This is a genomic window from Actinomadura viridis (genome assembly GCF_015751755.1).
GTDB lineage: Bacteria > Actinomycetota > Actinomycetes > Streptosporangiales > Streptosporangiaceae > Spirillospora > Spirillospora viridis.
In genome coordinates, this window is sequence record NZ_JADOUA010000001.1 from 6,166,715 (window position 1) to 6,188,268 (window position 21,554).

The following is a 21,554-nucleotide window of genomic DNA, read 5'->3' on the forward strand; positions in this document are numbered from 1 at the left end:
CCGGTACCTCCAAGGGTGGGTGGTCGAGGCTGGGGAGAGGGAACGCGGTCACGCGCGGAGTCCCGGTGGCGCGTCCGGGGGCAGCCGGTAGAGGGGCGGGCGCTCGGCGACCTGGTCGAGCAGGCCCTCGTCGACGACGGCGGCGATGTCCCGCGGGTCCACGATCTTCGCTTCCTGGAAGGGGTAGCGGAGGCGGGCCGCGACGTCCGGGGACATCAGGTAGCCGCCCGCGACGACCAGCGTGAGGACCCCGTGCAGCCGCGGGTCCCGCTCGGCCAGCCGCTCCACCTCCGCGAGGCCGGGCTCGGGGCCGAGCGCGTCGAGGGCGTCCAGCAGCGTCGGGATCAGGTCGGGCCGGGCCTTGGCCACCGCGTCGAGCAGGGCGGTGTGCACGCCGGCCTCGGCTCCGGAGGGCAGGCCGGAGCCGGCGTGGATCAGCGCGTCCGCCACCCGGCCGAGCCGTTCGCGGGCCTCGGCGGGCACCGCCGTGTCCCGCCCGCCGTTCCCGGGCGCCGTCATGCCCCCACCTCCACGTCGCGCCGCCGGGAGACCAGCGACCGGGCGCAGCGCAGCGCGTTGGCCGCGATGGTCGCGGTGGGGTTGACGCCGGAGGACGTCGGGAACACCGAGCCGTCGAAGACGTACAGGTTGGGCACGTCGTGGGACCGGCCGTACGGGTCGACCACGGAGGCGGCGGGGTCCTCTCCCATCACGGCGGTCCCCATCAGATGCCATCCGGTGCCGCGCAGGCCGGGGTTGAGGATCTTCTTCTTGGCGCCCATGGCGTCGAGCACCTCCGACAGGCGCTCCAGATGCCAGGCCATCATCGCCCGCGTGTTGTCGGACGTGCGGTACTGGATCCGCACCCCCGCCACGCCGTTCTCGCCGGGCCCGTCGTCCAGCAGGACGCGGTTGGCGGGGTCGGGCAGGTCCTCGCAGATGACGCCCCAGATCGCCGAGTGGCCCAGCCGCTCGCGCAGGAGCCGGGTGAAGCCCTCTCCCCAGACCGGCTCGTCGCCCCAGGTGCCCGGCAGCATGATCGACAGCGGCGCGCCCGTGGGGATCAGGTTCCACTTGGCGCCGCGCACGAAGCCCCGCGAACGGTCGGTCTCGTAGAACTCCATGGAGTGCAGGTACTGGCCCAGCGGCCCGCGCCAGGACTCCAGGTCCTCGTCGAAGATCCCGATCGCGTTGCCGAACGGGTGCATCATGAGCCGCCTGCCGACCAGCCCGCTGGAGTCGGCGATGCCCGCGCCGTCGTTCGAGGCCAGCAGGACGCGAGGGGTGCCGAGCGCGTTGGCGCACAGGACGACCACCCCGGCGCGGACCCGGTGCCGCACGCCGCCGTCGTCGAGGTAGGTGACCCCGCAGGCGCGGCCCCGGTCGTCCAGGAGCACCTGCTCCACCGTCGCCCGCACGGTCAGGCGCACCCGGCCGTCCCTGGTGAGGGACTGCCAGTGGGTACGGTCCACCGACGCCTTGGCACCGGTGGGACAGCCGAACGGGCAGGCGGTCCGCTGGGCGCACGCGTGCAGGGGGCCGTACTCGGCGGTGGCGATGGCGTTGCTGCCGGGCCACCAGTGCCAGCCGAGCCGGTTCAGCGCCTCCGCGCCCCGCCGCCCGAGCCTGTTGAGCGGGACGGGCGGCAGCGGCGGCGCCGCGGACGGGGGCAGCGCCGGGTCGCCCTCCAGGCCGCTGACGGCGAACTGCTTCTCGACCTCGTCGTAGTACGGCTCCAGGTCCCAGTACCCGATGGGCCAGTCGTCGCCGACGTCGTCGAGGGTGCGGGTGCGGAAGTCCGAGGGCAGGAAGCGTTCCCAGTGCGCCGCGTACAGGACGGTGCTCCCACCGACGCCGTTGTACATCAGGGCGGTGACGTCCGACTCGCTGTCGTCGATCGGATAGTCGCCGGCGGCGGCGCGCTCGTTGGGATCCCAGTTCCAGTACCGGCGCGACACGAGCTCGAAGTCGGCGTACCCCGCGCGGGCCTTCGCGTAGTCGGGCCAGTCGCCCTGCTCCAGGCAGGTGACGCTCATGCCGGCGCGGGCGAACTCCTGGGCCGCGACCGCGCCCGAGGGCCCGGCCCCAACGATCAGGACGTCGCAGTCGTCGCGCACATCCCCGTCCTTTCCTCAGGTGATCTTTCGATCAGAACGACCGTACTTTGGTGTACCGAGAATTGTCTAGCTATCGTTTGGTGAACGTATTGCTTGCGTGTGGTCGAGATGTCCACTGAGGTGTTCGCCGAGGTGTGCCAGCAGCAGCTCCGCCGCCCGCTCGCCGAACGCGGGCGCGTTCACCGCCGCCGGGGACCGTTCCACGACGACCTCGGGCCCCACCGCCGCCAGCAGGGCCCTTTCGAGCGCCTCGTCGGCCTCGGGCCAGTGGAAGGCGCCGCCGGGCTCCGACAGCGCCGACAGTCCCCCGGTGGGCAGCAGCACCGTGACGGGGCCGCGGGCGGCGGACAGCTTCGCGCCGAGCCGCGCGCCGAGGACGGCCGCCTCGTCCGGGTCGGTCCGCATCAGCGTCGCGGTCGCGTTGTGCGCGTACAGCCGCCGTTCCCGGTACGGTTCCGGCACCGAGGCCGGCGCCCCGAAGTTGACGATGTCCAGCGCGCCGGGCGCGACGACCTGCGGGACGCCGCGCCGGCCGGCGGCGGTCAGCCGGTCCGGTCCCGCGCTCGCCACCCCGCCGGCCAGGTCGTCGGCCAGTTCGGTGGTGGTCAGGTCCAGCACGCCGGCCAGCCACCCGGCCCCGGCCAGGGACTCCAGCGTCCGGCCGCCCAGGCCGTTGGCATGGAAGACCAGCACGTCCAGGCCCCGGGACTCCAGCACCCGGCAGGCCCGCGACACCCCGGCGGTGGTCACGCCGAACATGCTGGCCGCCACCATCGGCGGCCCCTCCCCGTCCCCGCCGCCGGGGCCGCCGGGCACCGGATGCCGCAGCTGGGCGGCCAGCATCGCCACCGACCGTTCGAGGACGAAGCGGCTCAGCGTGTTCAGCCCGGCGATGTCCACGATCGACGGCACCAGCAGCAGGTCGCTGGCCCCCACGTGCGGGCGGGTGTCCGAGGAGGCCATGGTGGTGACGATCATCTTGGGCACGCCGAGCGGCAGCGCGCGGAAACCGGGTGCCAGGACGGCCAGCGCGCCCGAGCCCCCCATGCCGAAGGCGGCGTCCACCGCGCCCGCGTCCCGCAGCGACTCCATGAGGGCGAGCACCCCCTCGGCCATGGCGGCCAGCGCCTCCCCGCGGGCGGGGAGGCCGGCGATCTCCCGCAGTTCCCGGCCGCCGGCCCGCGCCACCTCGGCGCGGGTGACGTCCGGCCGGACCGAGGGCTCCCCGCGGATCCCCACGTCGACCAGCAGCGGCCGGAGCCCGGACGCGGCGAGCAGGTCCCGGACGAAGGCGTGCTCGGGCCCCTTGGTGTCGAGCGCGCCCGCGAGGACGACCCGGCCCCCGGCGTCCGGGCTCACAGCGTCCGGGCTCACGGCGTCCGGGCTCACGGCGTCCGGGCTCACAGCGTCCGCTCCAGGATCACGGCAGGCCCCTCACCGCGCCGTCTCTTGACCAGCGCGGTCGCGGAGATGGCCACGATGGTCACCACGTAGGGCAGCATCAGCACGAACTGGGGCGGCAGCGCGCCGTTGAAGTCGAGCTGCGACTGGATGCCGAAGGCCGCCGCGGAGCCGAAGAACAGCGCCGCCACCGAGACCCCGACCGGGGCGATGCCGCCGAGAAGCACGGCCGCGAAGGCCAGGTAGCCGCGTCCCTGCGCGATGTTGTCGGAGAACGACTGCACCTGGGCCAGCGACAGTTCCGTCCCGGCCAGCGCGCACAGCAGGCCGCCGACCTGCAGCGCCGCGAGACGGTAGCGGTCCACCGGCACGCCCGCGCTGCGCGCGGCGAACGGGTCGCTGCCGCAGGCGCTCAGCTTCAGCCCGGCCCGGGTCCGCCGGATCGTCCACCACGACAGCCAGGTCAGGGCGATCGCGGCGAACGTCAGCACGGACAGGTTCCCCAGGGGCCCGCCCACTCCCGACAGCGGCCGGGGCAGCCCCACCGGGGACTGGATCGCGGCCTCGGTGCCGAAGAACGCCACCAGGGCGTACCCGGTCGCCCCGGCCGCGGTCAGCGACAGGCCGAGCCCGACGATGAGCACGTTGGCCTTGAAGCGGGTGACCAGCAGCCAGAACAGCAGGGACAGGGCCAGGTTCACCGCGACCGCGACACCGATGGCCAGCATGATCGAGCCGGTCTTGATGGCGGTGGCGGTCGCGGCGAACGCGCCGCTGAGCATGAGGCCCTCCAGGCCGAGGTGCAGGATGCCGCTGCGCTGGGCGAACATCCCGGCCAGCGCCGCCAGCCAGATGGGCGTCGCCGCCTGCAGGCACGTCACCAGGAAGTCACCCACGGGACCGCACCGCCTCCCGGTCGTCGCGGACGGGATCGGCGGGCAGGCCGCCCCCCGCATGGACGGGATCTCGCAGCCGCCGCCGTCTCATCAGGACCGGCACCGCCGACACGGTGATCCACAGCGCCACCATGCCGTTGAGCATGTCCAGCCCCGCCTGCGGCAGGTCGCTCACGATCGGCAGGTAGAGGGTGGCCGCCCGGAGCCCGCCGAAGAACAGCGCCGCCAGCAGCGTGCGCAGCGGGCCGAGCGAGCCGACCAGCGCCACGATCACCGCCATGAACCCGACCTGGGGCGAGAACCCGGCCCGCAGGCTTCCGGCCGGGCCGTACGCCTCGACCACGCCCGCCAGCCCGGCCGCCGCGCCGCTCAGCGCGAAGACCACCAGGCCGACCCGCGACGCGCGGATGCCCATCCACTGCGCCATCACCGGGTTACGGCCCACGACGCGGATCTCCAGGCCCAGGCGGGTACGGCTGTTGAGCGCCACCGCCCCGGCCACCAGCACCCCGCACAGCAGGAGCAACGTCAGGGAGACCCCGCTGCCGTCGCTGAGCCGGAACGCCGCCGGAAGCGGATCGGTCGTGGCGGCCTGGCCGGTACCGTCGCCGCTCTTCAGCGGGCCGGTGCAGACCCACTCCAGCAGCAGCACGGCGATGAAGTTCATCATCAGGCTGGTGACGACCTCGTCCGCACCCAGCTTGGTCCGCAGCAGCCCGGGGACCAGCGACCACAGCGCGCCCAGGGCGATGCCGGCCGCGAACGCGCACGGCACCACCAGCAGCGGAGGGCCCTCCCGCCACGCCAGGCCGACCGCGAGGGAGCCGATCGCCCCCACGTACATCTGCCCCTGGGCGCCGATGTTGAAGTAGCCCGCCTGGAAGGCCAGGCCGACCCCGAGCGCGATGATCAGCAGCGGGATGAACCAGCGGACGGTCTGGGTCAGCGCGGCCGGCGAGCCGACGCTGCCCTCGATCGTTCCCGCGGCGATCGCGCCGGCGCTGTAGCCGGACAGGGCGAAGACGCCGAGCGCCAGGACGAGCGACAGCGCGATGACCGCCACGGGGCGTGCCGCCGCGAGCTTGGGCAGGCGCCTCACCGGCCCTCACCCCGCACCATGGCCTCCCCCACCCGGTCCAGGTCGAAGGGCCGGTCGAACCCGGCCACCACCCGGCCGCCGAACATCACCAGCACGCGATGGCACACCTCGAACATCTCCTCCAGGTCGGCGCTGACGACCAGGACCGCGGCCCCGGACGCCGCCGCGTCCACCAGCGCCGCCCGCACGTCCCGGGCCGCCGCGATGTCGAGCCCGCGGGTCGGGTACGCGGCGATGAGCACCGTCACGTCGCCGGTGATCTCGCGGGCCAGGATGGTCTTCTGGACGTTGCCGCCCGACAGGCTCCCGGCCGGCTGCGTCTCGGTCCGGTACGCCACCCGCCACCGGTCCAGGGCCTGCCTGCAGTGCTCGCGCAGCGCCCTGGGGTTCAGCAGGAGGCCGTCCCCGCCGCTGCGCATGGCGGCGTGGTTCTCCCACAGGGCGCTGGAGAGGCTGACCCCTTCCACGTTCCGCTCGAAGGGGATCACCCGCAGCCCCCGGCCGCGGCGGTGCCGTACCGGGTCCCCCGAGACGTCGGCGCCGGCCAGCGACACCGAGCCGCCGCGCAGGGGCGTGACCCCGACGATGGCCTCGACCAGGCTGCGCTGCCCGTTGCCCTCGACGCCGGCGATCCCCACGATCTCGCCGCGGCGGATCTCCAGGGACACCTCGTCGGCGGCGGCGTCGTGCGCGCTCGACCGGGCGCTCAGCCCGGAGGCGCTCAGCACGGCGGGCGCGTCCGGGGCGGGGTCGGCGACGGCGGGGACCTCCTCGATCGAGGCGTCCCCGATGATGGCCCGCGCCAGGACCGCCGGCTCCAGCTCGCCGATCGGCGTCGGCTCCAGGACGAGCCGGCCCGCCCGCAGCGCGGCGGCGGTGTCGGCCACGGCGAACACCTCGTCCAGCTTGTGCAGCACCACGATCACGCACATGCCGTCCGCGGCCAGGGCCCGCAGCCGGTCGAACAGACCGCGCATCGCGGGCGGGGGCAGCACCGCGGTCGGCTCGTCCAGGACGAGGACGCGCGGGCCGGAGGCGAGGGCGCGGGCGATCTCGACCGCCTGCGTCGTCTCGATCGGCAGCCGGCCGATCAGGGCGTCGGGCTCCACCTCGGTGCCCGCGTTCTCCAGCAGCGTCCGCGCCCGGCGGTGCAGCCGCGCCTTGGAGAAGCCCCCGAGGGGGCGCGGCTCGTCGTTGAAGAGCTCCAGCGCCTGGGCCACGGTGAAGTCGGCGGGGAGGGCGAAGTGCTGGTGCACCAGCTCGACGCCCTGGCGCCGGGACTCGCCGACGTCGCCGCCCGCGAGCCGGTGCTCGCCCACCCGGACGGTGCCGGCGGCGGGCTCGACCAGCCCGGCCAGGACGCGCGCGAAGGTGGTCTTGCCGGCGCCGTTCTGGCCGACGATCGCGTGCACCCTCCCCGGCGGGAAGGTCGCGGTGACGCCGTCCAGGGCGGTGAAGTCGCCGAAGCGCACCGTGACGTCCCGGCAGGTGACGGCCGCGCCGGGACGGTGGCGCGCCGCGGCCGATCCCGCGGACCGTCCCGCGGCCGATCCCGCGGCCGATCCCGGGGGCGTGTTCTCGTGCCGTAGTGCCCGCATGACGCTCAGACGGGCCTGGTGTCGAAGGGGACGTCGACGGAGCCGTCGAGGATCTTCTTCTTGGTCTCCGCGACCTTCCCGAACGCCCCGTCCAGGTCGGGGGCCGGGGCGCCGGGGACCGGACGGAACCGCTTGGCACGCTCCAAGAAGGTGCCGTCGTCGGCGAGCCCCGCGATGCTCTCGCCGGGCTTCCACGTCCCGTCCCCGATGGTGAGCACGCGCTTGGCCATGGTGCCGCCGTAGTGCTGGGACGCGACGGCGATCACGCTGCCGGTGGTCTGCCCGCTCTCGGCGTTGTCGTAGATGACATGGGTCTTCGCCTGGTCGGCCGCCTTGACGACGCCCACGGAGGAGCCGCCCGCGTACGCCAGGACGACGTCCACCTTGTTGTTGAACATGGTCTGGGCGATCTGCTGGCCCTTCACGGGGTCGCCGAAGGAGCCGACGAACGCGCTCTTGACCGCGATGCCGGAACGGGTGGCCCTGGCCCCCGCCGCGTAGGCGTGGTAGTCGGCGTACAGCGGCGGGATCGCGGTGCCGCCGATGAACCCGATGACGCCGGTCCTGGAGACGGTGGCGGCCAGCACGCCGGCCAGGTACGAGGGGCCCTGGGTGTCGAACGCGATCGTCTGCACGTTCGGGATCGTGGGCTTGTTGGCGTCGGCGTAGACGTGCACGAACTTGATCTTGGGGAAGTCGGGCGCCACGGCCTTCAGGGCCTGGGTGAAGTCGGAGAACGACACGACGATCACCGACGTCCCCGCCTGGGCCAGGCTGCGCAGCGTCGACTCGTGGGACGAGGGGTCGGGCGCGGCGACGAAGCGGGTGGAGTAGCCGGCCGCCTTCAGTTCCTCCAGGCCGGCGATCAGGTTGTCCGTCGGCCCGCCGTCCCCCGCCTTCTGGGGGGTGACCAGCGCCACCGTCTTCCCGTCCGCGCCCCCGGCCCGGCCACCGTCCCCGCCTCCGCAGCCGGTGAGCGCGACGGCCGACACCAGGCTCGAGGCGGCCAGGAAGTGGCGACGGCGCATGGTCCCTGTCCTGACGCTCATAACAGGCTCCGATCTGTCGGCAGCCACCGACACGGTCCGTCCTCCCGCACGGCTCTCTCACCGGCGGTTTCGGTGAAACGTACACGGCTTGTTATGCAGGTGTCTAGAGGACGTATGCATAACAGTTGGTCCGACCGTTCTCCGGAAAGGGAAACGGCGGCCTGCCGTGCCTCTCGGGAGGGGCGGCGTCACCGAGAGGCACGGCGGACGGGGCGGCGGGACGGTGGGGCGGGGGCGGCGGCGAGGTCAGGCGGTGACGTTCACGCGGGTGCCGTCGAACGACACGGCCGTGTCCAGATCGGCCGACTCGCGGGCGATCCGGCCGGCGATGCGGCGCGCGTCGTCCGGGCCCGCGAGCACCGGCAGCCCGTGCTCGCTCGTCATGATCGGCACCAGGGACACCCGCGGGCGGCTCTCGCCGTCGAGGTCGACTGCCGTGACGAAGGCGTCCCGGCTGAAGGCGTCGTAGATCGCCTGGATCTCCGGGGTGACGTTCTCCCGGGGCTGCTGGGCCACGAAGTTGCCCGGGCTGTACACGATGACCTTGCCCCGGTACACCTCCACGCCCTGCGGGGCGTGCACGTGGTGCCCGAGCACCAGGTCCGCCCCCGCGTCCACGAGGGCGTGCCCGAACACCCGCTGGTACTCGGCGCGGGCGCTGCCGAACCCGAAGCCCCAGTGGACGGTGATCACCAGGATGTCGACGCGGTCGCGCAGGTCCCGGACACGGCCCATGACCCGCTCGTGGTCCTCGGCCCGGACCCGCGTGCGGATGACCGGCGGCACCCCCGGCTCCTCCAGCTGGAACTCGCCGTTGACGACCCACTCGGTGTCCACGTGAACGGGCGAGATGCCGGGCTTGGCGGGGCCCGCCGCGGCCCCCAGCGGGAGCAGGCACGACCAGGCGATGATGCCCACGCGGCGGCCCGCGATGTCCAGGATCGCCGGCTCCTGCGCGGCCTCCAGGTCCTCCCCGGCGCCGATCGGCGTCACCCCGGCGGCACGGAGCGAGCGCACGGTGTCGTCCAGCGCCTCCCAGCCGTAGTCGGAGCTGTGGTTGTTGGCCAGCGTCGCGACCCTGAGGTTGAAGGCCGGGAGTTCGCGGACGAGCTCCGGGCGCGCCCGGAAGTTGAGGATGCGGTCGGAGGGGTGGCCCAGGTCGGAGAAGGGCAGCTCCACGCTCGACAGCACGCACGGGGAGGCGCCGAGCACCTCCTGGAGGGCGGCGAGACCGGGATGGTCCGGCACCTCGCGCAGCGACTTGGTGAGGACGATGTCCCCGGTGGCGATCAGGAGTGACGTCATGGTCGACGGCCTTCCGTACGGGAGGGCGCTCGCCGTACGGCGGCGGGCGGCGCCGGCCGGGCCCGCGACGCGGGCCCCTTCGGGCGTGCCGGGACCGGCGGTACGGCGGCGAGGACGAGCGTCACGCTGCCACGGTAGCAATACATCGTCAATACGTTAGGCGCACGCTTGTCGATGCCCCTTCCGGGCTCCCCACCTGCCCTGAAGCCCTGAAAGACGAGGGAGAAGGGGGCTCAAAGCCGTTCTGGATGGGCTCTCCGAGCGTTCTGCGGCGCCGCCCGCCGCATGTGTGCTGGTAGAATGTATGCGTGATGCTTGAGGTGCAACGGCGCATAGCCGCCCTGCGGGAGTCGCCGGGCAACGGGCGTCCCCTCTACGAGCGGGTGGCCAACGAGATGGCCCAGGCCATCCGCACGGGCGAGCTGCGGCCCGGCGAACGACTCCCCTCCGTCCGGCAGCTGGCGACCGATCTCGGGCTCAGCGTCTCGACGGTGATGAGCGTCTACACCCGCCTCGCCGAGGGCGGGCTGGTCAACGGGGAGGCGGGGCGCGGGACGTTCGTCAGCGAGACCCCCAGCGCCGCCCCGGCGGCCCAGGCGCCCCGTCCCGCCGCCGAGCCCGCCGCCGCACGGGCGGGCAGCGCCTGGCGGCGCCAGGTCCTCGCCCAGACCGAGGCGCGGCTCAAGCAGGGCTTCCCGTCCGCGCGCGACCTCATGCGCGGCGGCCCGGACCCGGCGCTGCTGCCGCTGAGCGTCATCAAGCGCGCCTTCCGGGACGTCTCGTCCCGGTTGACGGCGCGCGACCTGGAGTATCCCGCGACGCTCGGCACCGAGCCGGAACTGTCCGGCGCGCTCCTCAAGCGGCTGGCCGGCGACGGGATCGAGGCCGAGGCCGACGACATCCTGATCGGCGGGTCGACCCAGCAGTTCCTGGCCCTGCTGGCCATGCTGCTGGGGCGGCGCGCCCCCGGCGAGCGGGTCCTGGTGGGCGTGGAGGAGCCCGGTTACCAGACCGCCATGGACACGCTGGAGTTCCACGGCCTCGGGCTGGTGCCGATGCGGCTGGACGAGTCCGGGGTGACCGCCGAGGGCCTGCGGGGAGCCCTGGACGCGGGCGTCTCGGCGGTGCTGTTCACCCCCCGGGCGCAGAGCCCGACCGGGTGCGGCTGGAGCGCCGAACGCCGCCAGGCCCTGGCCGACGCGCTCGTTCCCCACCCGGACGTGTGGATCATCGAGGACGACCAGTTCGCCGAGGCCGCCACCGTCCGGCCCGGGTCGCTGTACGGCGACGCGCGGCTGCGCGAGCGGGTCGTCCACCTGCGGTCGTTCTCCAAGTCCGTCGCCCCCGACCTGCGGCTGTCGGCCGCGGTCGTCCGGCAGCCGATCCGGCACCCGCTCACGATGGCCAAGTCCTTCGCCGACGGCTGGACGTCGCGGACCTCGCAGCGCGTGCTCGCGGCGGCCCTGACCGATCCCCGGATCGACGACCTGCTGGCGGAGGCCCGCACCGAGTACGCGCTCCGGCGGGCGGCGGTGCGCGACGCCGTCCGGCGGGCCGGGTCCGCACGCGGGCTCGGGCTGTCGGTTCCCGCCCTCGACACCGACGGGCTGCACGTCTGGGTCACCCTGCCGGACGGATGCGACGCCGACCGGGTCGTCGAGGCGGCGGCGCACCGCGGCTTCCTGCTGGCGGCGGGGCAGCCGTTCTTCCTGTCCCCCGGCGACCAGCGCCATCTGCGGATCAACGCCGGCGCGCTCGCCGCCGAGCACGCCGACCGGCTGTCCACGGCCGTCTGCGACGCCGTCACCAGCGTGCTGGGTCAGCCCACCGCGCTGCTCACCCCGTAGGAACACCGAGACCAGGCGCCCCACCGGCCCGGCGCGGCCGGTGGGGCGTTCGCGCGTGCTCGGCACCGGACGGGCAGGTACGCTAACGTACTAGTTCGTCCATTAGTGGAGGCGTGCAGCGAGATGCGCAGGTCCATCGCCACGGTGTCGCTCAGCGGTTCGCTGGCCGAGAAGCTCACCGCCATCGGCGGGGCCGGGTTCGACGGGGTGGAGATCTTCGAGAACGACCTGGTCTCCAGCGCGATGAGCCCGGAGGAGGTACGGAGCCGGGCCGCGGACCTGGGACTCGGCATCGACCTCTTCCAGCCGTTCCGCGACTTCGAGGCGGTTCCGCCCGCCCTGCTCGCCCGGAACCTGCGGCGGGCGGAGCACAAGTTCGCGGTGATGGAACGGCTGGGGGCGACGCGGCTGCTGGTCTGCTCGACCGTCTCCCCCGAGTCCGTCGACGACGACGCGCTCGCCGCCGAGCAGCTGCGGCTGCTGGCCGAGCGGGCCGCCGCGCACGGCGTCCGGATCGCCTACGAGGCGCTGGCCTGGGGCCGGCACGTGAACGACTACCTGCACGCCTGGCGGATCGTCCGGATGGCCGACCATCCCGACCTGGGGGTGTGCCTGGACAGCTTCCACATCCTGTCGCGGGACGTGGACCCCTACGCCATCGAGACGATCCCGGCCGAGAAGATCTTCTTCCTGCAGCTGGCCGACGCGCCCGCCCTGCCGATGGACGTCCTGTACTGGAGCCGGCACTACCGCTGCTTCCCTGGGCAGGGCGACTTCGACGTGGCGGGGCTCGTCGCGCACGTCCTGCGCACCGGCTACCGGGGGCCGCTCTCGCTGGAGGTGTTCAACGACATCTTCCGCCAGGCGGCGTCCACGCGCACCGCTCTGGACGCCATGCGCTCCCTCATCTCCCTGGAGGAGGCGGCCGCCGGACGCCTCGGTGAGACCGCCGCGCCCGTACGGACGGGGCTCTCCGTGCCGCCGCCCCCGGTGGTCCCGACCGGCTTCGCGTTCGCCGAGCTGGCCGCGCCGGCCACCGGCCCGCTGGGCGAGCTGCTGACCGCGCTCGGGTTCGTCCGGACGGGGGTGCACTCCGGCAAGCCGGTCGAGCTGTGGGAGCAGGGCTCCGCCCGCGTCCTCCTGAACACCGGGAGCGCGGAGAGCGAGGACGGCCCGGTGCTCGGCGCGATCGGCCTGGAGTCCCCCGACCCGGCCGCGTCGGTCAAGCGCGCCGAGGCGCTGCTGTCGCCCGTGCTGCCGCGGCTGCGGGGCCCGCGGGACGCGCCGCTGGACGCGGTCGCCGCGCCGGACGGGACGGAGCTGTTCTTCTGCCGGACCGCGCAGCCCGACCACCCGAGCTGGACCGATGACTTCACCGGGTCGCGCCGGGATCCCGGGGAGGCGGCCGGGGAGATCACCCACATCGACCATGTGGCGCTCACGCAGCCCTGGCACCACTTCGACGAGGCGTCGCTGTTCTACCGGAGCGTGCTCGGCCTGCGCCCGCACGACAGCCTGGAGCTGCCCGACCCCTACGGACTGCTGCGCAGCCGGGCGGTCTCCACCGAGGACGGCCGCGTGCGGGTGGCCCTCAACGTGGCCTACGTCGGGGCGCACGACGGCGCGCCCGACATGGCCTGGCAGCACGTCGCGCTGGCCAGCGAGGACATCGTGGCCACCGCCCGGCGGCTGCGGGCGGCGGGCACGGCGCGGCTGGCGATCCCCGCCAACTACTACGACGACCTGGAGGCCCGCTACGACCTGGGCGAGGAGCGGCACCGCCTGCTGCGGGAGCTGGGCCTGCTGTACGACCGGGACGAGCACGGGGAGTTCCTGCACTTCTACACCGTCACCTCCGGCCGGGTCTTCTTCGAGGTCGTCCAGCGTCTCGGCGGCTACCGGGGGTACGGCGCGGTCAACGCCCCCATCCGCCTGGCCGCCCAGCACGTGCCGCCGGCGCCCCGTTCCGCGGGGCGTCCGGAACGGCCGCGGCCCGCGTGAGGCCGTTCACGCCGTTCGCGCTCGGCCTAGGATTAGTCGTCCGCAGGTAACCGTTCCGTGGAGTCTCATGTCGACGCAGCCCCTCACACCCGCCTCCTCCGGGGAGCGGCGGCGTGACGCCGAACGCACCCGGGCGGAGATCCTCGACATCGCCCAGCGGGAGTTCGCCCGGCACGGATACGCCGGGGCCCGGGTGGACGACATGGCCGCGCTCATGCGCACCACCAAGCGGATGATCTACTACTACTTCGGCAACAAGGAGAAGCTGTACATCTCCGTCCTGGAGAAGGCCTACACCGAGGTCCGGACGGCCGAGGCCACCATCGACGTGCAGCACCTGGCCCCCGTCGAGGCGATCCGCACGCTGGCCGAGCTGACCTTCGACCACCATGACGCCCACCAGGACTTCATCAAGCTGGTCAGCATCGAGAACATCCACCAGGCCGAGCACCTGCGCAGGTCGGAGGTGCTGGTGAACCTCGGCACGCCGGTGGCCGGGCTGATCTCCCAGATCCTCGACGCCGGCCGCGCCCGCGGCGACTTCGTGACCGAGGCCGACGCGGTGGACGTGCACATGATGATCAGCTCGTTCTGCTTCTTCCGGATCGCCAACCAGCACACCTTCGGCGCGCTGTTCGGGCGCGACCTGACCGCCCCCGAGCACCGGGACCGGCACCGCGAGATGCTCGGCGAGATGATCGTCGCCTACCTGACCGGCGCCGGCCGCCGCCTCCCCGGCCAGGAACGGGACTAGGGCGTGTCTCGAAGTGGCCTCAGCCACCGCGCGAGCGCGTTGGCTGCCAGGTGGGGCGATGCCGGAGGCGAGCCTCACCTGGCAGATCGCGAAGCGATGCCGCGCTCGCACAGGCCCGGTCAGGCGCGAGCCGCCAGGCGAGCGCCGTGGGCCGGGACATGGAAACAGAGACTAGGGCCGGGACCGGCGGCCCGGCCGGCGGTAGACGAACGCGGTCTCGCGCGCGGGGCCGGTCTCGGCGGCTTCGGCCGCCTGCCGGATCAGATGGTGGTCGGGTGAGAGGGAGCAGGCGGGGTCGGTGCGTGCCGCGTCGCCGGTCAGCGCGTACGCCTGGCAGCGGCATCCGCCGAAGTCGGTCTCGCGGCGCGGGCACTCCCGGCACGGCCCGGTCATCCAGCCGGTGCCGCGGTAGGCGTTGAACGCGGCCGACTCCGTCCAGATCCAGGCGAGCGGCCGGTCGCGGACGTTCGGCGGCTCCAGGTCCGGGATCGCGTAGGCGGCGGGGCAGGGCAGCGCCGTCCCGTCCGGGCCCACGGTGATCGAACGCGCGCCCCAGCCGCCCATGCAGGGCTTGGGCACGCCCTCGTGGTAGTCGGGCATGACCCAGACCAGCTCGGGACCGCCGTCCCGCCGCTCGCGCCAGGCCGCGACCGTCGCCTTCGCACGGTCGAGCTGGTCCCGGGTGGGGAGCAGCGCGGCCCGGTTGCGCAGCGCCCACCCGTAGAACTGGGTGTTGGCCAACTCGATCCGGTCGGCTCCCCAGCGCGCGCCCAGCTCGATGATCTCTCGCAGGCGGTCGAGGTTGTGCCGGTGCAGGACGACGTTCAGCCCGAACGGCAGGCCCGCGGCGCGGATCACCTCGGCCGCCCGTTCCTTGGCCGTGTAGGAGTCGCGGCCCGCGATGAGGTCCGACCCGGCCCGCCGCGCGTCCTGGAGAGAGAGCTGGACGCTGTCGATCCCGGCGCCGGCGAGCGCGTCCAGCCGGGCGGCGGTGAGGCCGAGGCCGCTGGTGACGAGCTGCGTGTAGACGCCCGCGCGGCGCGCCGCCGCCGCGATCTCCTCCAGGTCGCGCCGCAGCAGGGGCTCGCCGCCGGAGAGGTGGGCCTGGACGACGCCGAGTTCGGCGGCCTCCTCGAAGACCCGGGCCCATTCGGCGGTGCTCAGCTCGGCGCCGCGGCGGACCAGTTCGAGCGGGTTGGAGCAGTACGGGCAGTGCAGCGGGCAGGCGTGGGTGACCTCCGCGAGCAGCGCCCACGGGGCCTCCGGTCCGGCGTTCATCGCAGCCATCCCTCCGCCCGGATCCGTTCCAGGAACGCGGGCACCTCGTCGGCGAGCGGCGCGCCGGGAAAGGTCTCGCCGAGTTCGGCGATGATGTCGGCGACCGTTCGGCGGCCGTCGCAGAGCCGCAGGATGGCGCCGCCCGCGCCGCCGAGCCGTACCGCGCGCTCGGGCATGAGCAGGAGGTCGGTGCCGCGGACGCGGTCGTACCGGAGCATGACGGAGCGGTCGAGCACCGGCCGCCATGGTCGCGGCGGCTCCGGCTCAGCGGCCATCGCGGGTCCCCGGGGCCGGTCGGTCGACCGCGTCCAGCAGCGACCAGAGCACGTCGCACTTGAAGGTGAACGCGGCCAGGACCCGTTCCTGGTCGGCACGCGTCCGCGCCCAGGCGTGGACCAGCGCCAGGGCCTCGTCCGAGTCCCGGCGGCCCTGGCCGACCCGGACCTGGAAGTAGCGCAGCCCCGCCGGCTCGATCCAGGGGTAGTGGCGTTCCCAGGCCGCGATCCGGGTCACCATCAGGTCGGGGGCGAACAGCTCGGTGAGCGAGGACGCGACCGCCTCCAGCGGCGAGCCCAGCCGGCAGAAGCCGACGTACCCCTCCACGGCGAACCGCACGGCGGGCAGAACGCCCTCGCCCGACAGCAGCAGCGTCCGGTCCAGGCCCACGGCCTCGCCCAGCCGCAGCCATCGCTCGATCCCGCCGGCCTCGGCCGGGCGGCCGTCCTCGGCGGAGCGGCCGTCGTGGTCGTGGATCCGCCGGATCCAGGACCGCCGCAGCTCGCGGTCGTCGAGCTTGGCCAGGATGAGCGCGTCCTTGATCGGGATGTGTCGCTGGTAGTGGAACCGGTTGAGGACCCAGCGGCGCAGTTCCTCCGGCGACAGCAGCCCCTCGTGCATGCGGAGGTTGAAGGGATGGCGGTGGTGGTAGCGCTCCGCCGCGAGCGCCCGGAGCCGGTCCTCCAGCTCGCCGGGCGGCCAGGGCGGGGCGGGGGACGGGATCCGGGGCGCCGGTGCCGTGCTCACAGTTCGATCACCGCTCTCTCCCGGGCGACCTCGATCCCCGCCTCCGCCAGCAGGCGGTGCCCTTCGTGACCGGGGTCCACCAGGGGGTTGGTGTTGTTGAGGTGGGTGTACAGGCGCCTCGCCGCCGGCAGCGCGGCCAGCCGCCCGGCCGTGCCGTCCGGGCCGGTGATCGGCAGGTGGCCCATCTCGGTGGCGGTGCGCCGGGAGAACCCGGCGCGGCGAGGTTCCTCGTCGTCCCAGAACGTCCCGTCGGCGAAGACGCAGTCGGCGTCGCGCAGGGCCCGGTCGAGATCGTCGGGCCAGGCGGCCAGGCACGGCGCGTAGACGACGACCTTGCCGTCCCGCAGGTCCCTGATGCGCAGGGCCACGACCCACGGGCCGTCCCCGCCGTCCAGTTCCGCCGCGTACCGGGGGCGTTTGGCCGACACCTCGATCCCCTGGATCTCCAGCGGACCGCCGTCGAGCGGCTCAGGGGCCTTGCAGGGGAGGGGCGTGCCCGTAGAGAGAGACAGCCCGGCACCTGGAGTGGAGCGCAGCGGAGCGGAAGGGGACGGGCTGTCCAGCCCCTCCCGGGGGGTTTGGGGGGTCGTCCCCCCAGACGAAGACGGCCCGGCACCTGGAGCGGAGCGCAGCGGAGCGGAAGGGGACGGGCTGTCCAGCCCCTCCCGGGGGGTTTGGGGGGTCGTCCCCCCAGACGAAGACGGCCCGGCACCTGGAGCGGAGCGCAGCGGAGCGGAAGGGGACGGGCTGTCCAGCCCCTCCCGGGGGGTTTGGGGGGTCGTCCCCCCAGACGAAGACGGCCCGGCACCTGGAGCGGAGCGCAGCGGAGCGGAAGGGGACGGGCTGTCCAGCCCCTCCCGGGGGGTTTGGGGGGTCGTCCCCCCAGACGAAGACGGCCCGGCACCTGGAGCGGAGCGCAGCGGAGCGGAAGGGGACGGGCTGTCCAGCCCCTCCCGGGGGGTTTGGGGGGTCGTCCCCCCAGACGAAGACGGCCCGGCACCTGGAGCGGAGCGCAGCGGAGCGGAGGGTGACGGGCTGTCGCGGGGGGCTTGGGGGGTCGTCCCCCCGGATGAAGACAGCCCGGTGTAGGGGGTGAGGACCTGGTCCAGGCGCAGGCCGCCGGACAGGGCGGCGCGTACCGTGCCGGTCGCGATGATGTTCAGGCTCGTCGCCTCGCGGAGCCGGAGCAGGCCGAGGGTGTGGTCGAGTTCGGCGTCGGTGAGGATCAGGCCGGCGATCGGCGACCGGCGCCGGCCCGGTCCCGGGTGCAGCGCCTCGCACTCCTCGATCTGCTCGCCGATGTCGGGCGTCGCGTTGACGACGTACCACCGGCCCGGGCCGGCCTCGACCGCGATGGACGCGTGGCGCCGGCGCCGGTCGGGGTGGGCGCGGGCGGCGGCGCACCCCGGGCACGCGCAGTTCCACTGGGGTACGCCGCCGCCCGCCGCGGTGCCGAGTATCCGCAGCCGCATGGGGGCGGAATCAGCTCTCGGCGCCGAAGTAGGCCGTGACCTCCAGCGAGGTCTCCACGATCTGGTAGTCGGGCGTGACCCAGGCGGCCACCTGCTCCCTGGTCCGGTCGCCGCGCTCGGTGTCGGGGGTGTGCTCTGCCATCGCGGTGCACCTTCCTCTCGGTTGGATGGATCCTATGTGATCTTGCGAAAATTGTCCTATTTTGTACGGAAAGATCACTTAACAACAATCTTTCCGGTGTTTTGCGGAAAGACCGGATCGTTGTAGAAGAACTCGCCGGGCGCGGTGAAGGTGTGCGTGAACGACCGGCCGGGCTGGAGCCGGCCGCTGTTGAAGACGTGCTCGAAGAACGACGCCGCGCCGTGGCTGTAGACGTTGCCCTCCGGGTTGACGAAGGTCACCGTCGTGCCGACCGGCACGGTCAGGTGCTGCGGCGACATGGCGTTCTGCGCGACCGTGTTCTCGGTGCCGCCCGGGGCCCCGGCGGAGGAGTCCCAGACGCGGCCGAGCGTGACCGTGTTGTTCACGGCGCTTCCCGCGACCGGTGCGGTGCGGATCTGGTTGCGCTTGGACGGCGGCGTCGGAGCGGGCGCCGGGGGCACCTTCCCGTCCAGCTTGAACGCCCACAGGTGGTCGCCCTTGGGGATGTCGGGGTAGGGCAGGCCGTTGCCCCCGGCGAAGACCGCGATGTACTGCTCGCCGTCGATCTCGTAGCTGACCGGGCTGGTGTGCACGCCCGCCCCGCACTGCCAGCTCCACAGTTCGCGCCCGTCGGTGTCGTCCATCGCCTTCAGGACGCCGTCGGGCCCTCCCTGGAACATGACCCGTCCCGCGGTGCTGAGGATCCCGTTGCCGTGGGCCAGCGACCAGTCGCCCTCCCGGCGCCACACGGGCTTGTTGGTACGGGGGTCCACGGCGACGATCCCGCCGGAGAAGTACTCCCCCAGAGGCCGGGCCGTGTTGACCCGTCCGCCGTTGGTGTTGGAGAAGGACGAGTTGATCAGCCCGTAGCCTACGTAGAGGAACCCGGTATGGGGGCTGAAGGAGATGTGGGACCAGTCCGCGCCGCCTCCCGCTCCCGGATAGAGAATGGTCGCGTCGTCCCAGAACGGGGTGTAGATCGGCCCGGTCGGGTAATACGGGACCGGCCTGGTGGTGTTGTCGAAACTCGGCGCCTGCTGGACGAACGGCTCGCCGCCCGGGAAGGGCTGGGTGGGCCAGGTCTTCTGCCGCGGCTCCTGCGGGGCGGGACGCTCGGTCATGCCGTGGACGGGCTTCCCGGTGGCCCGGTCCAGGATGTAGTACATCCCGGTCTTGCTGCCGTAGACGACGACCTTCCGCTTGCGGTGCCCGATCTGGAGGTCGATCAGGACGGGCGACATGACGTTGTCGAAGTCCCAGATGTCGTGGTGCACCGACTGGAAGTGCCAGCGCCGCTTGCCGGTCTTGGCGTCGATGGCGACGATGCAGTTGGCGAAGAGGTTGGCGCCGCCGCGGGTGGAGCCGTTGGTCCGCGGATAGGGGTTGCCGAACGTCCAGTAGACCAGGTCCAGTTCGGGGTCGACGGCCGGGTGCATCCAGCAGACGGCGCCGCCGGTCTTCCAGCTCTCCCCCTCCCAGGTGTCGTTGCCGTACTCGCCGGGGCCGGGCGCGCCCCAGAACGTCCACACCACCTCGCCCGTCCTGGCGTTCAGGGCGTACCCGCGTCCGCGCGCCCCCGCCGTGCTGCCCTCGGTGCCGATGTAGATCAGCCCGTCGTGGTACACGACGGCGCCGGCGAGACCGCCGCGGTTGCCGCCGCACTGGCCGCTCTGCGGGTCGCAGCCCGGGTCGCCCTCGCCGGCGACGAGCAGCTCGCGCTGCCAGACGACGGCGCCGGTGCGCTGGTCGAGGGCGTGGACGATGTTGGCGCCCGAGGTGGTGAAGACCAGGCCGTGGCCGAGCGCGACGCCGCGCATGTTGGTCTGCTCCGCGCCGACGCCGGTCTTCCACTTGACGGCGCCGGTACGGCCGTCGATGGCGAAGACGTTCTGCTGCCGGGTCTGGACGTAGAGCACGCCGTCCTGGGCGACGATCGTGCTCTGCTGGTGGCGGTCGGTGGCACCGCCCTCCAGGTTGACGTGCCAGGCGCCGCCGAGCCGCTGGACGTTGCGGCGCGTGATCTTCCGCAGCGAGCTGTGGTTCTGGTTGCCCAGGTTGCCGCCGACCTTGGGGAAGTCGCGGCCGGCCGGCTCCAGCCCCCGGGGCTGCCTGGGCACGGGCAGCGCCATCGCGGAGCGGGCCTCCGCGTGCGCCGCCTCGCCGAACGGTGTGAGGGCCACGGTGCCACCGGCCGCCGCGGCGCCGGTGAGGAACTGCCGTCGTCTCATGCTGGTCTCCAACCCACGGATGCCCCTTGTTGGTCCACTAGACGGACTATTGGGTCCGTTAAACGGACGACACCGTAAGCCGCCATTCGCGCACCTGACAAGGCCCCGTCCCAGACCGGCCGCCGAATCCGTCTCCCACTGGCCCTCCCACATGCACTTTCGCCGCTTCCCGACCAACGTCCGGCTCCGGCTCTTGCTGTCACGGCAGCGGCGTGAGATCGTCATGCAACCTCTGAGCGGTCCATCTAGACCGCTAGATGGACCTCGGAGTGAGCATGTCAGGAAGGAACCTGCGCCATGAGGAGACCCTCGTCCCATCTGGTGACCGCGGCGGTGACGGCGCTCGGGACGGCCGCCGTCCTGGTCGCCACGACGCTGCTGGGCGGGCCGCCCGCCGCGGCCGGAAGCCCCCAGGCCAAGCCGGGCGCCCGCGGCGCCGAGCAGCTCGGCGACCCCGAGTACGGCGTCTGCCGCGGGCTCGACCCGCGCTGCTACCACGGCTGGGGCAACTTCGACCCGGCCGAGGGCTACAAGATCCTCGTCTACAGCCGTACCGCCGGCCCGCGCCACGCCAACCTCGGCCCCGCCCTGCCCGCCGGGCTGAACCCGCCGCTGAGCGCGGCGAACGTGGCGCAGAGCGCGCTGGTGAAGATGGGCCAGGACAACGGGTTCGGCGTCGACTGGACCGAGGACGTCACCCAGCTCTCGTCGGCCGGGCGGCTGATGGCGTACAACGCGGTGGTGTTCATGAGCACCACCCGCGACACCCTGGACGAGGCCGCGCAGACCGCGCTGCGCCAGTACATCCGGGGCGGCGGCGGCTTCGTCGGCATCCACAACGCGTTCGGCACCGAGTACAACTGGCCCTGGTACGAGGGACTGCTCGGCGGTGCCAACTTCTACGACCACGGGCCCTCGCAGCCCGGGACCGTCCAGACCCTCGGCCGCAAGGACGTCTCCACCGCCGGCCTGCCCGCACGCTGGGCGTTCAGCGACGAGTGGTACAACCTGGTCCCCTACCCGTCCCGGGTCCGGATCCTGGCCCAGGTGGACGAGGGGACGCTGGAACGCGGCGTCGAGGGCTCGCTGGGGCATCCGGGCCACGGTGACTCCCACCCGATCGCCTGGTGCCACTACTACGACGGCGGCCGGGCCTGGCTGACCACCCTCGGGCACGACGCCAAGGCGTTCACCGACGACGGCTCGGCCTTCGCCGGGGCCCCGCAGTTCCGGAAGCTGGTGCTCGGCGGGATCGAGTCGGCCATGGGCCGGCAGCCGTTCTGCCGCTGACCCCCGCCCCGCGCCGGCGGCCGGGCCGCTCCCCGGCCGCCGGACCCCGCCCGG

Annotated in this window: 18 protein-coding genes; 4 read left to right on the forward strand and 14 right to left on the reverse strand. The window is 73.4% G+C overall.

Features of this window, described 5'->3' with window-relative positions; all coding sequences use genetic code 11:
- Positions 1–48 precede the first annotated feature (48 nt).
- From IW256_RS27925 to IW256_RS27960, 8 genes are all read right to left on the reverse strand, one after another.
- Positions 49–519: a hypothetical protein gene (locus tag IW256_RS27925; protein WP_197013776.1), complete on the reverse strand. Its 471-nt coding sequence runs from the start codon at positions 517–519 to the stop codon at positions 49–51.
- On the reverse strand, positions 516–2,117 hold the full coding sequence (locus tag IW256_RS27930) for a GMC family oxidoreductase (protein WP_197013777.1): 1,602 nt from the start codon (positions 2,115–2,117) through the stop codon (positions 516–518). Before IW256_RS27930 ends, IW256_RS27925 begins: the two co-directional genes overlap by 4 nt.
- A gap of 66 nt (positions 2,118–2,183) precedes the next feature.
- Positions 2,184–3,521 (reverse strand): Tm-1-like ATP-binding domain-containing protein, encoded by a 1,338-nt coding sequence (locus tag IW256_RS27935; RefSeq protein ID WP_307829141.1) that lies wholly within the window; start codon positions 3,519–3,521, stop codon positions 2,184–2,186.
- Positions 3,518–4,414 carry an ABC transporter permease gene (locus tag IW256_RS27940; protein WP_197013778.1) on the reverse strand — a complete coding sequence of 299 codons (897 nt, stop codon included), beginning with the start codon at positions 4,412–4,414 and terminating at the stop codon, positions 3,518–3,520. Before IW256_RS27940 ends, IW256_RS27935 begins: the two co-directional genes overlap by 4 nt.
- Positions 4,407–5,513 carry an ABC transporter permease gene (locus IW256_RS27945; RefSeq protein ID WP_197013779.1) on the reverse strand — a complete coding sequence of 369 codons (1,107 nt, stop codon included), beginning with the start codon at positions 5,511–5,513 and terminating at the stop codon, positions 4,407–4,409. Before IW256_RS27945 ends, IW256_RS27940 begins: the two co-directional genes overlap by 8 nt.
- The gene (locus IW256_RS27950; RefSeq protein WP_197013780.1) at positions 5,510–7,111 is read right to left on the reverse strand and encodes an ABC transporter ATP-binding protein; all 1,602 of its coding nucleotides are present in this window, start codon (positions 7,109–7,111) and stop codon (positions 5,510–5,512) included. Before IW256_RS27950 ends, IW256_RS27945 begins: the two co-directional genes overlap by 4 nt.
- A 5-nt stretch (positions 7,112–7,116) precedes the next feature.
- A complete protein-coding gene (locus tag IW256_RS27955; RefSeq protein ID WP_197013781.1) occupies positions 7,117–8,160 on the reverse strand; it encodes a BMP family ABC transporter substrate-binding protein in 1,044 nt (347 codons plus the stop codon).
- 246 nt (positions 8,161–8,406) lie between these two features.
- Positions 8,407–9,465, reverse strand: a complete 1,059-nt coding sequence (locus IW256_RS27960) for a CapA family protein (protein ID WP_197013782.1) — start codon at positions 9,463–9,465, stop codon at positions 8,407–8,409.
- 311 nt (positions 9,466–9,776) lie between these two features.
- Here IW256_RS27960 and IW256_RS27965 point away from each other — a divergent pair, with 311 nt between their 5' ends.
- The 3 genes from IW256_RS27965 to IW256_RS27975 all read left to right on the forward strand — a co-directional run bounded on the left by IW256_RS27965 (position 9,777) and on the right by IW256_RS27975 (position 14,067).
- Positions 9,777–11,312 (forward strand): aminotransferase-like domain-containing protein, encoded by a 1,536-nt coding sequence (locus IW256_RS27965; protein WP_231403958.1) that lies wholly within the window; start codon positions 9,777–9,779, stop codon positions 11,310–11,312.
- A 123-nt stretch (positions 11,313–11,435) separates the two neighbouring features.
- Positions 11,436–13,313 (forward strand): bifunctional sugar phosphate isomerase/epimerase/4-hydroxyphenylpyruvate dioxygenase family protein, encoded by a 1,878-nt coding sequence (locus IW256_RS27970; protein ID WP_197013784.1) that lies wholly within the window; start codon positions 11,436–11,438, stop codon positions 13,311–13,313.
- 67 nt (positions 13,314–13,380) lie between these two features.
- Positions 13,381–14,067, forward strand: coding sequence for a TetR/AcrR family transcriptional regulator (locus IW256_RS27975; RefSeq protein WP_197013785.1), 687 nt, complete (start codon positions 13,381–13,383; stop codon positions 14,065–14,067).
- Positions 14,068–14,238: 171 nt separating this feature from the next.
- Here IW256_RS27975 and pqqE read toward each other — a convergent pair whose 3' ends face one another.
- From pqqE to IW256_RS28005, 6 genes are all read right to left on the reverse strand, one after another.
- Positions 14,239–15,345 carry a pyrroloquinoline quinone biosynthesis protein PqqE gene (gene pqqE / locus IW256_RS27980; protein WP_197013786.1) on the reverse strand — a complete coding sequence of 369 codons (1,107 nt, stop codon included), beginning with the start codon at positions 15,343–15,345 and terminating at the stop codon, positions 14,239–14,241.
- The gene (gene pqqD, locus IW256_RS27985; RefSeq protein ID WP_197013787.1) at positions 15,342–15,620 is read right to left on the reverse strand and encodes a pyrroloquinoline quinone biosynthesis peptide chaperone PqqD; all 279 of its coding nucleotides are present in this window, start codon (positions 15,618–15,620) and stop codon (positions 15,342–15,344) included. The genes pqqE and pqqD overlap by 4 nt, the downstream gene beginning before the upstream one ends.
- Positions 15,610–16,368 carry a pyrroloquinoline-quinone synthase PqqC gene (gene pqqC / locus IW256_RS27990; RefSeq protein ID WP_307829143.1) on the reverse strand — a complete coding sequence of 253 codons (759 nt, stop codon included), beginning with the start codon at positions 16,366–16,368 and terminating at the stop codon, positions 15,610–15,612. The genes pqqD and pqqC overlap by 11 nt, the downstream gene beginning before the upstream one ends.
- Positions 16,365–17,840, reverse strand: a complete 1,476-nt coding sequence (locus IW256_RS27995; protein ID WP_197013788.1) for an MBL fold metallo-hydrolase — start codon at positions 17,838–17,840, stop codon at positions 16,365–16,367. The genes pqqC and IW256_RS27995 overlap by 4 nt, the downstream gene beginning before the upstream one ends.
- Positions 17,841–17,850: 10 nt before the next feature.
- Positions 17,851–17,982, reverse strand: coding sequence for a pyrroloquinoline quinone precursor peptide PqqA (gene pqqA, locus IW256_RS28000; protein WP_197013789.1), 132 nt, complete (start codon positions 17,980–17,982; stop codon positions 17,851–17,853).
- 74 nt (positions 17,983–18,056) lie between these two features.
- Complete coding sequence (locus IW256_RS28005; RefSeq protein WP_197013790.1) at positions 18,057–20,210, reverse strand: outer membrane protein assembly factor BamB family protein; 2,154 nt, start codon at positions 20,208–20,210, stop codon at positions 18,057–18,059.
- Between the two features lie 297 nt (positions 20,211–20,507).
- Between IW256_RS28005 and IW256_RS28010 the strand changes: the two genes are divergently transcribed.
- Positions 20,508–21,500 (forward strand): ThuA domain-containing protein, encoded by a 993-nt coding sequence (locus tag IW256_RS28010; protein WP_197013791.1) that lies wholly within the window; start codon positions 20,508–20,510, stop codon positions 21,498–21,500.
- Positions 21,501–21,554: the final 54 nt, after the last annotated feature.

Excerpts from the sequence above, each read along its gene's own strand:
- IW256_RS27925 (WP_197013776.1), bottom strand. The coding sequence starts at position 519 with ATGACGGCGCCCGGGAACGGCGGGCGGGACACGGCGGTGCCCGCCGAG.
- IW256_RS27950 (WP_197013780.1), bottom strand. The coding sequence starts at position 7,111 with ATGCGGGCACTACGGCACGAGAACACGCCCCCGGGATCGGCCGCGGGA.
- IW256_RS27955 (WP_197013781.1), bottom strand. The coding sequence starts at position 8,160 with ATGAGCGTCAGGACAGGGACCATGCGCCGTCGCCACTTCCTGGCCGCC.
- IW256_RS27960 (WP_197013782.1), bottom strand. The coding sequence starts at position 9,465 with ATGACGTCACTCCTGATCGCCACCGGGGACATCGTCCTCACCAAGTCG.
- IW256_RS27965 (WP_231403958.1), top strand. The coding sequence starts at position 9,777 with ATGCTTGAGGTGCAACGGCGCATAGCCGCCCTGCGGGAGTCGCCGGGC.
- IW256_RS27970 (WP_197013784.1), top strand. The coding sequence starts at position 11,436 with ATGCGCAGGTCCATCGCCACGGTGTCGCTCAGCGGTTCGCTGGCCGAG.
- IW256_RS27975 (WP_197013785.1), top strand. The coding sequence starts at position 13,381 with ATGTCGACGCAGCCCCTCACACCCGCCTCCTCCGGGGAGCGGCGGCGT.
- pqqE (WP_197013786.1), bottom strand. The coding sequence starts at position 15,345 with ATGAACGCCGGACCGGAGGCCCCGTGGGCGCTGCTCGCGGAGGTCACC.
- pqqD (WP_197013787.1), bottom strand. The coding sequence starts at position 15,620 with ATGGCCGCTGAGCCGGAGCCGCCGCGACCATGGCGGCCGGTGCTCGAC.
- IW256_RS27995 (WP_197013788.1), bottom strand. The coding sequence starts at position 17,840 with ATGCGGCTGCGGATACTCGGCACCGCGGCGGGCGGCGGCGTACCCCAG.
- pqqA (WP_197013789.1), bottom strand. The coding sequence starts at position 17,982 with ATGGCAGAGCACACCCCCGACACCGAGCGCGGCGACCGGACCAGGGAG.
- IW256_RS28005 (WP_197013790.1), bottom strand. The coding sequence starts at position 20,210 with ATGAGACGACGGCAGTTCCTCACCGGCGCCGCGGCGGCCGGTGGCACC.
- IW256_RS28010 (WP_197013791.1), top strand. The coding sequence starts at position 20,508 with ATGAGGAGACCCTCGTCCCATCTGGTGACCGCGGCGGTGACGGCGCTC.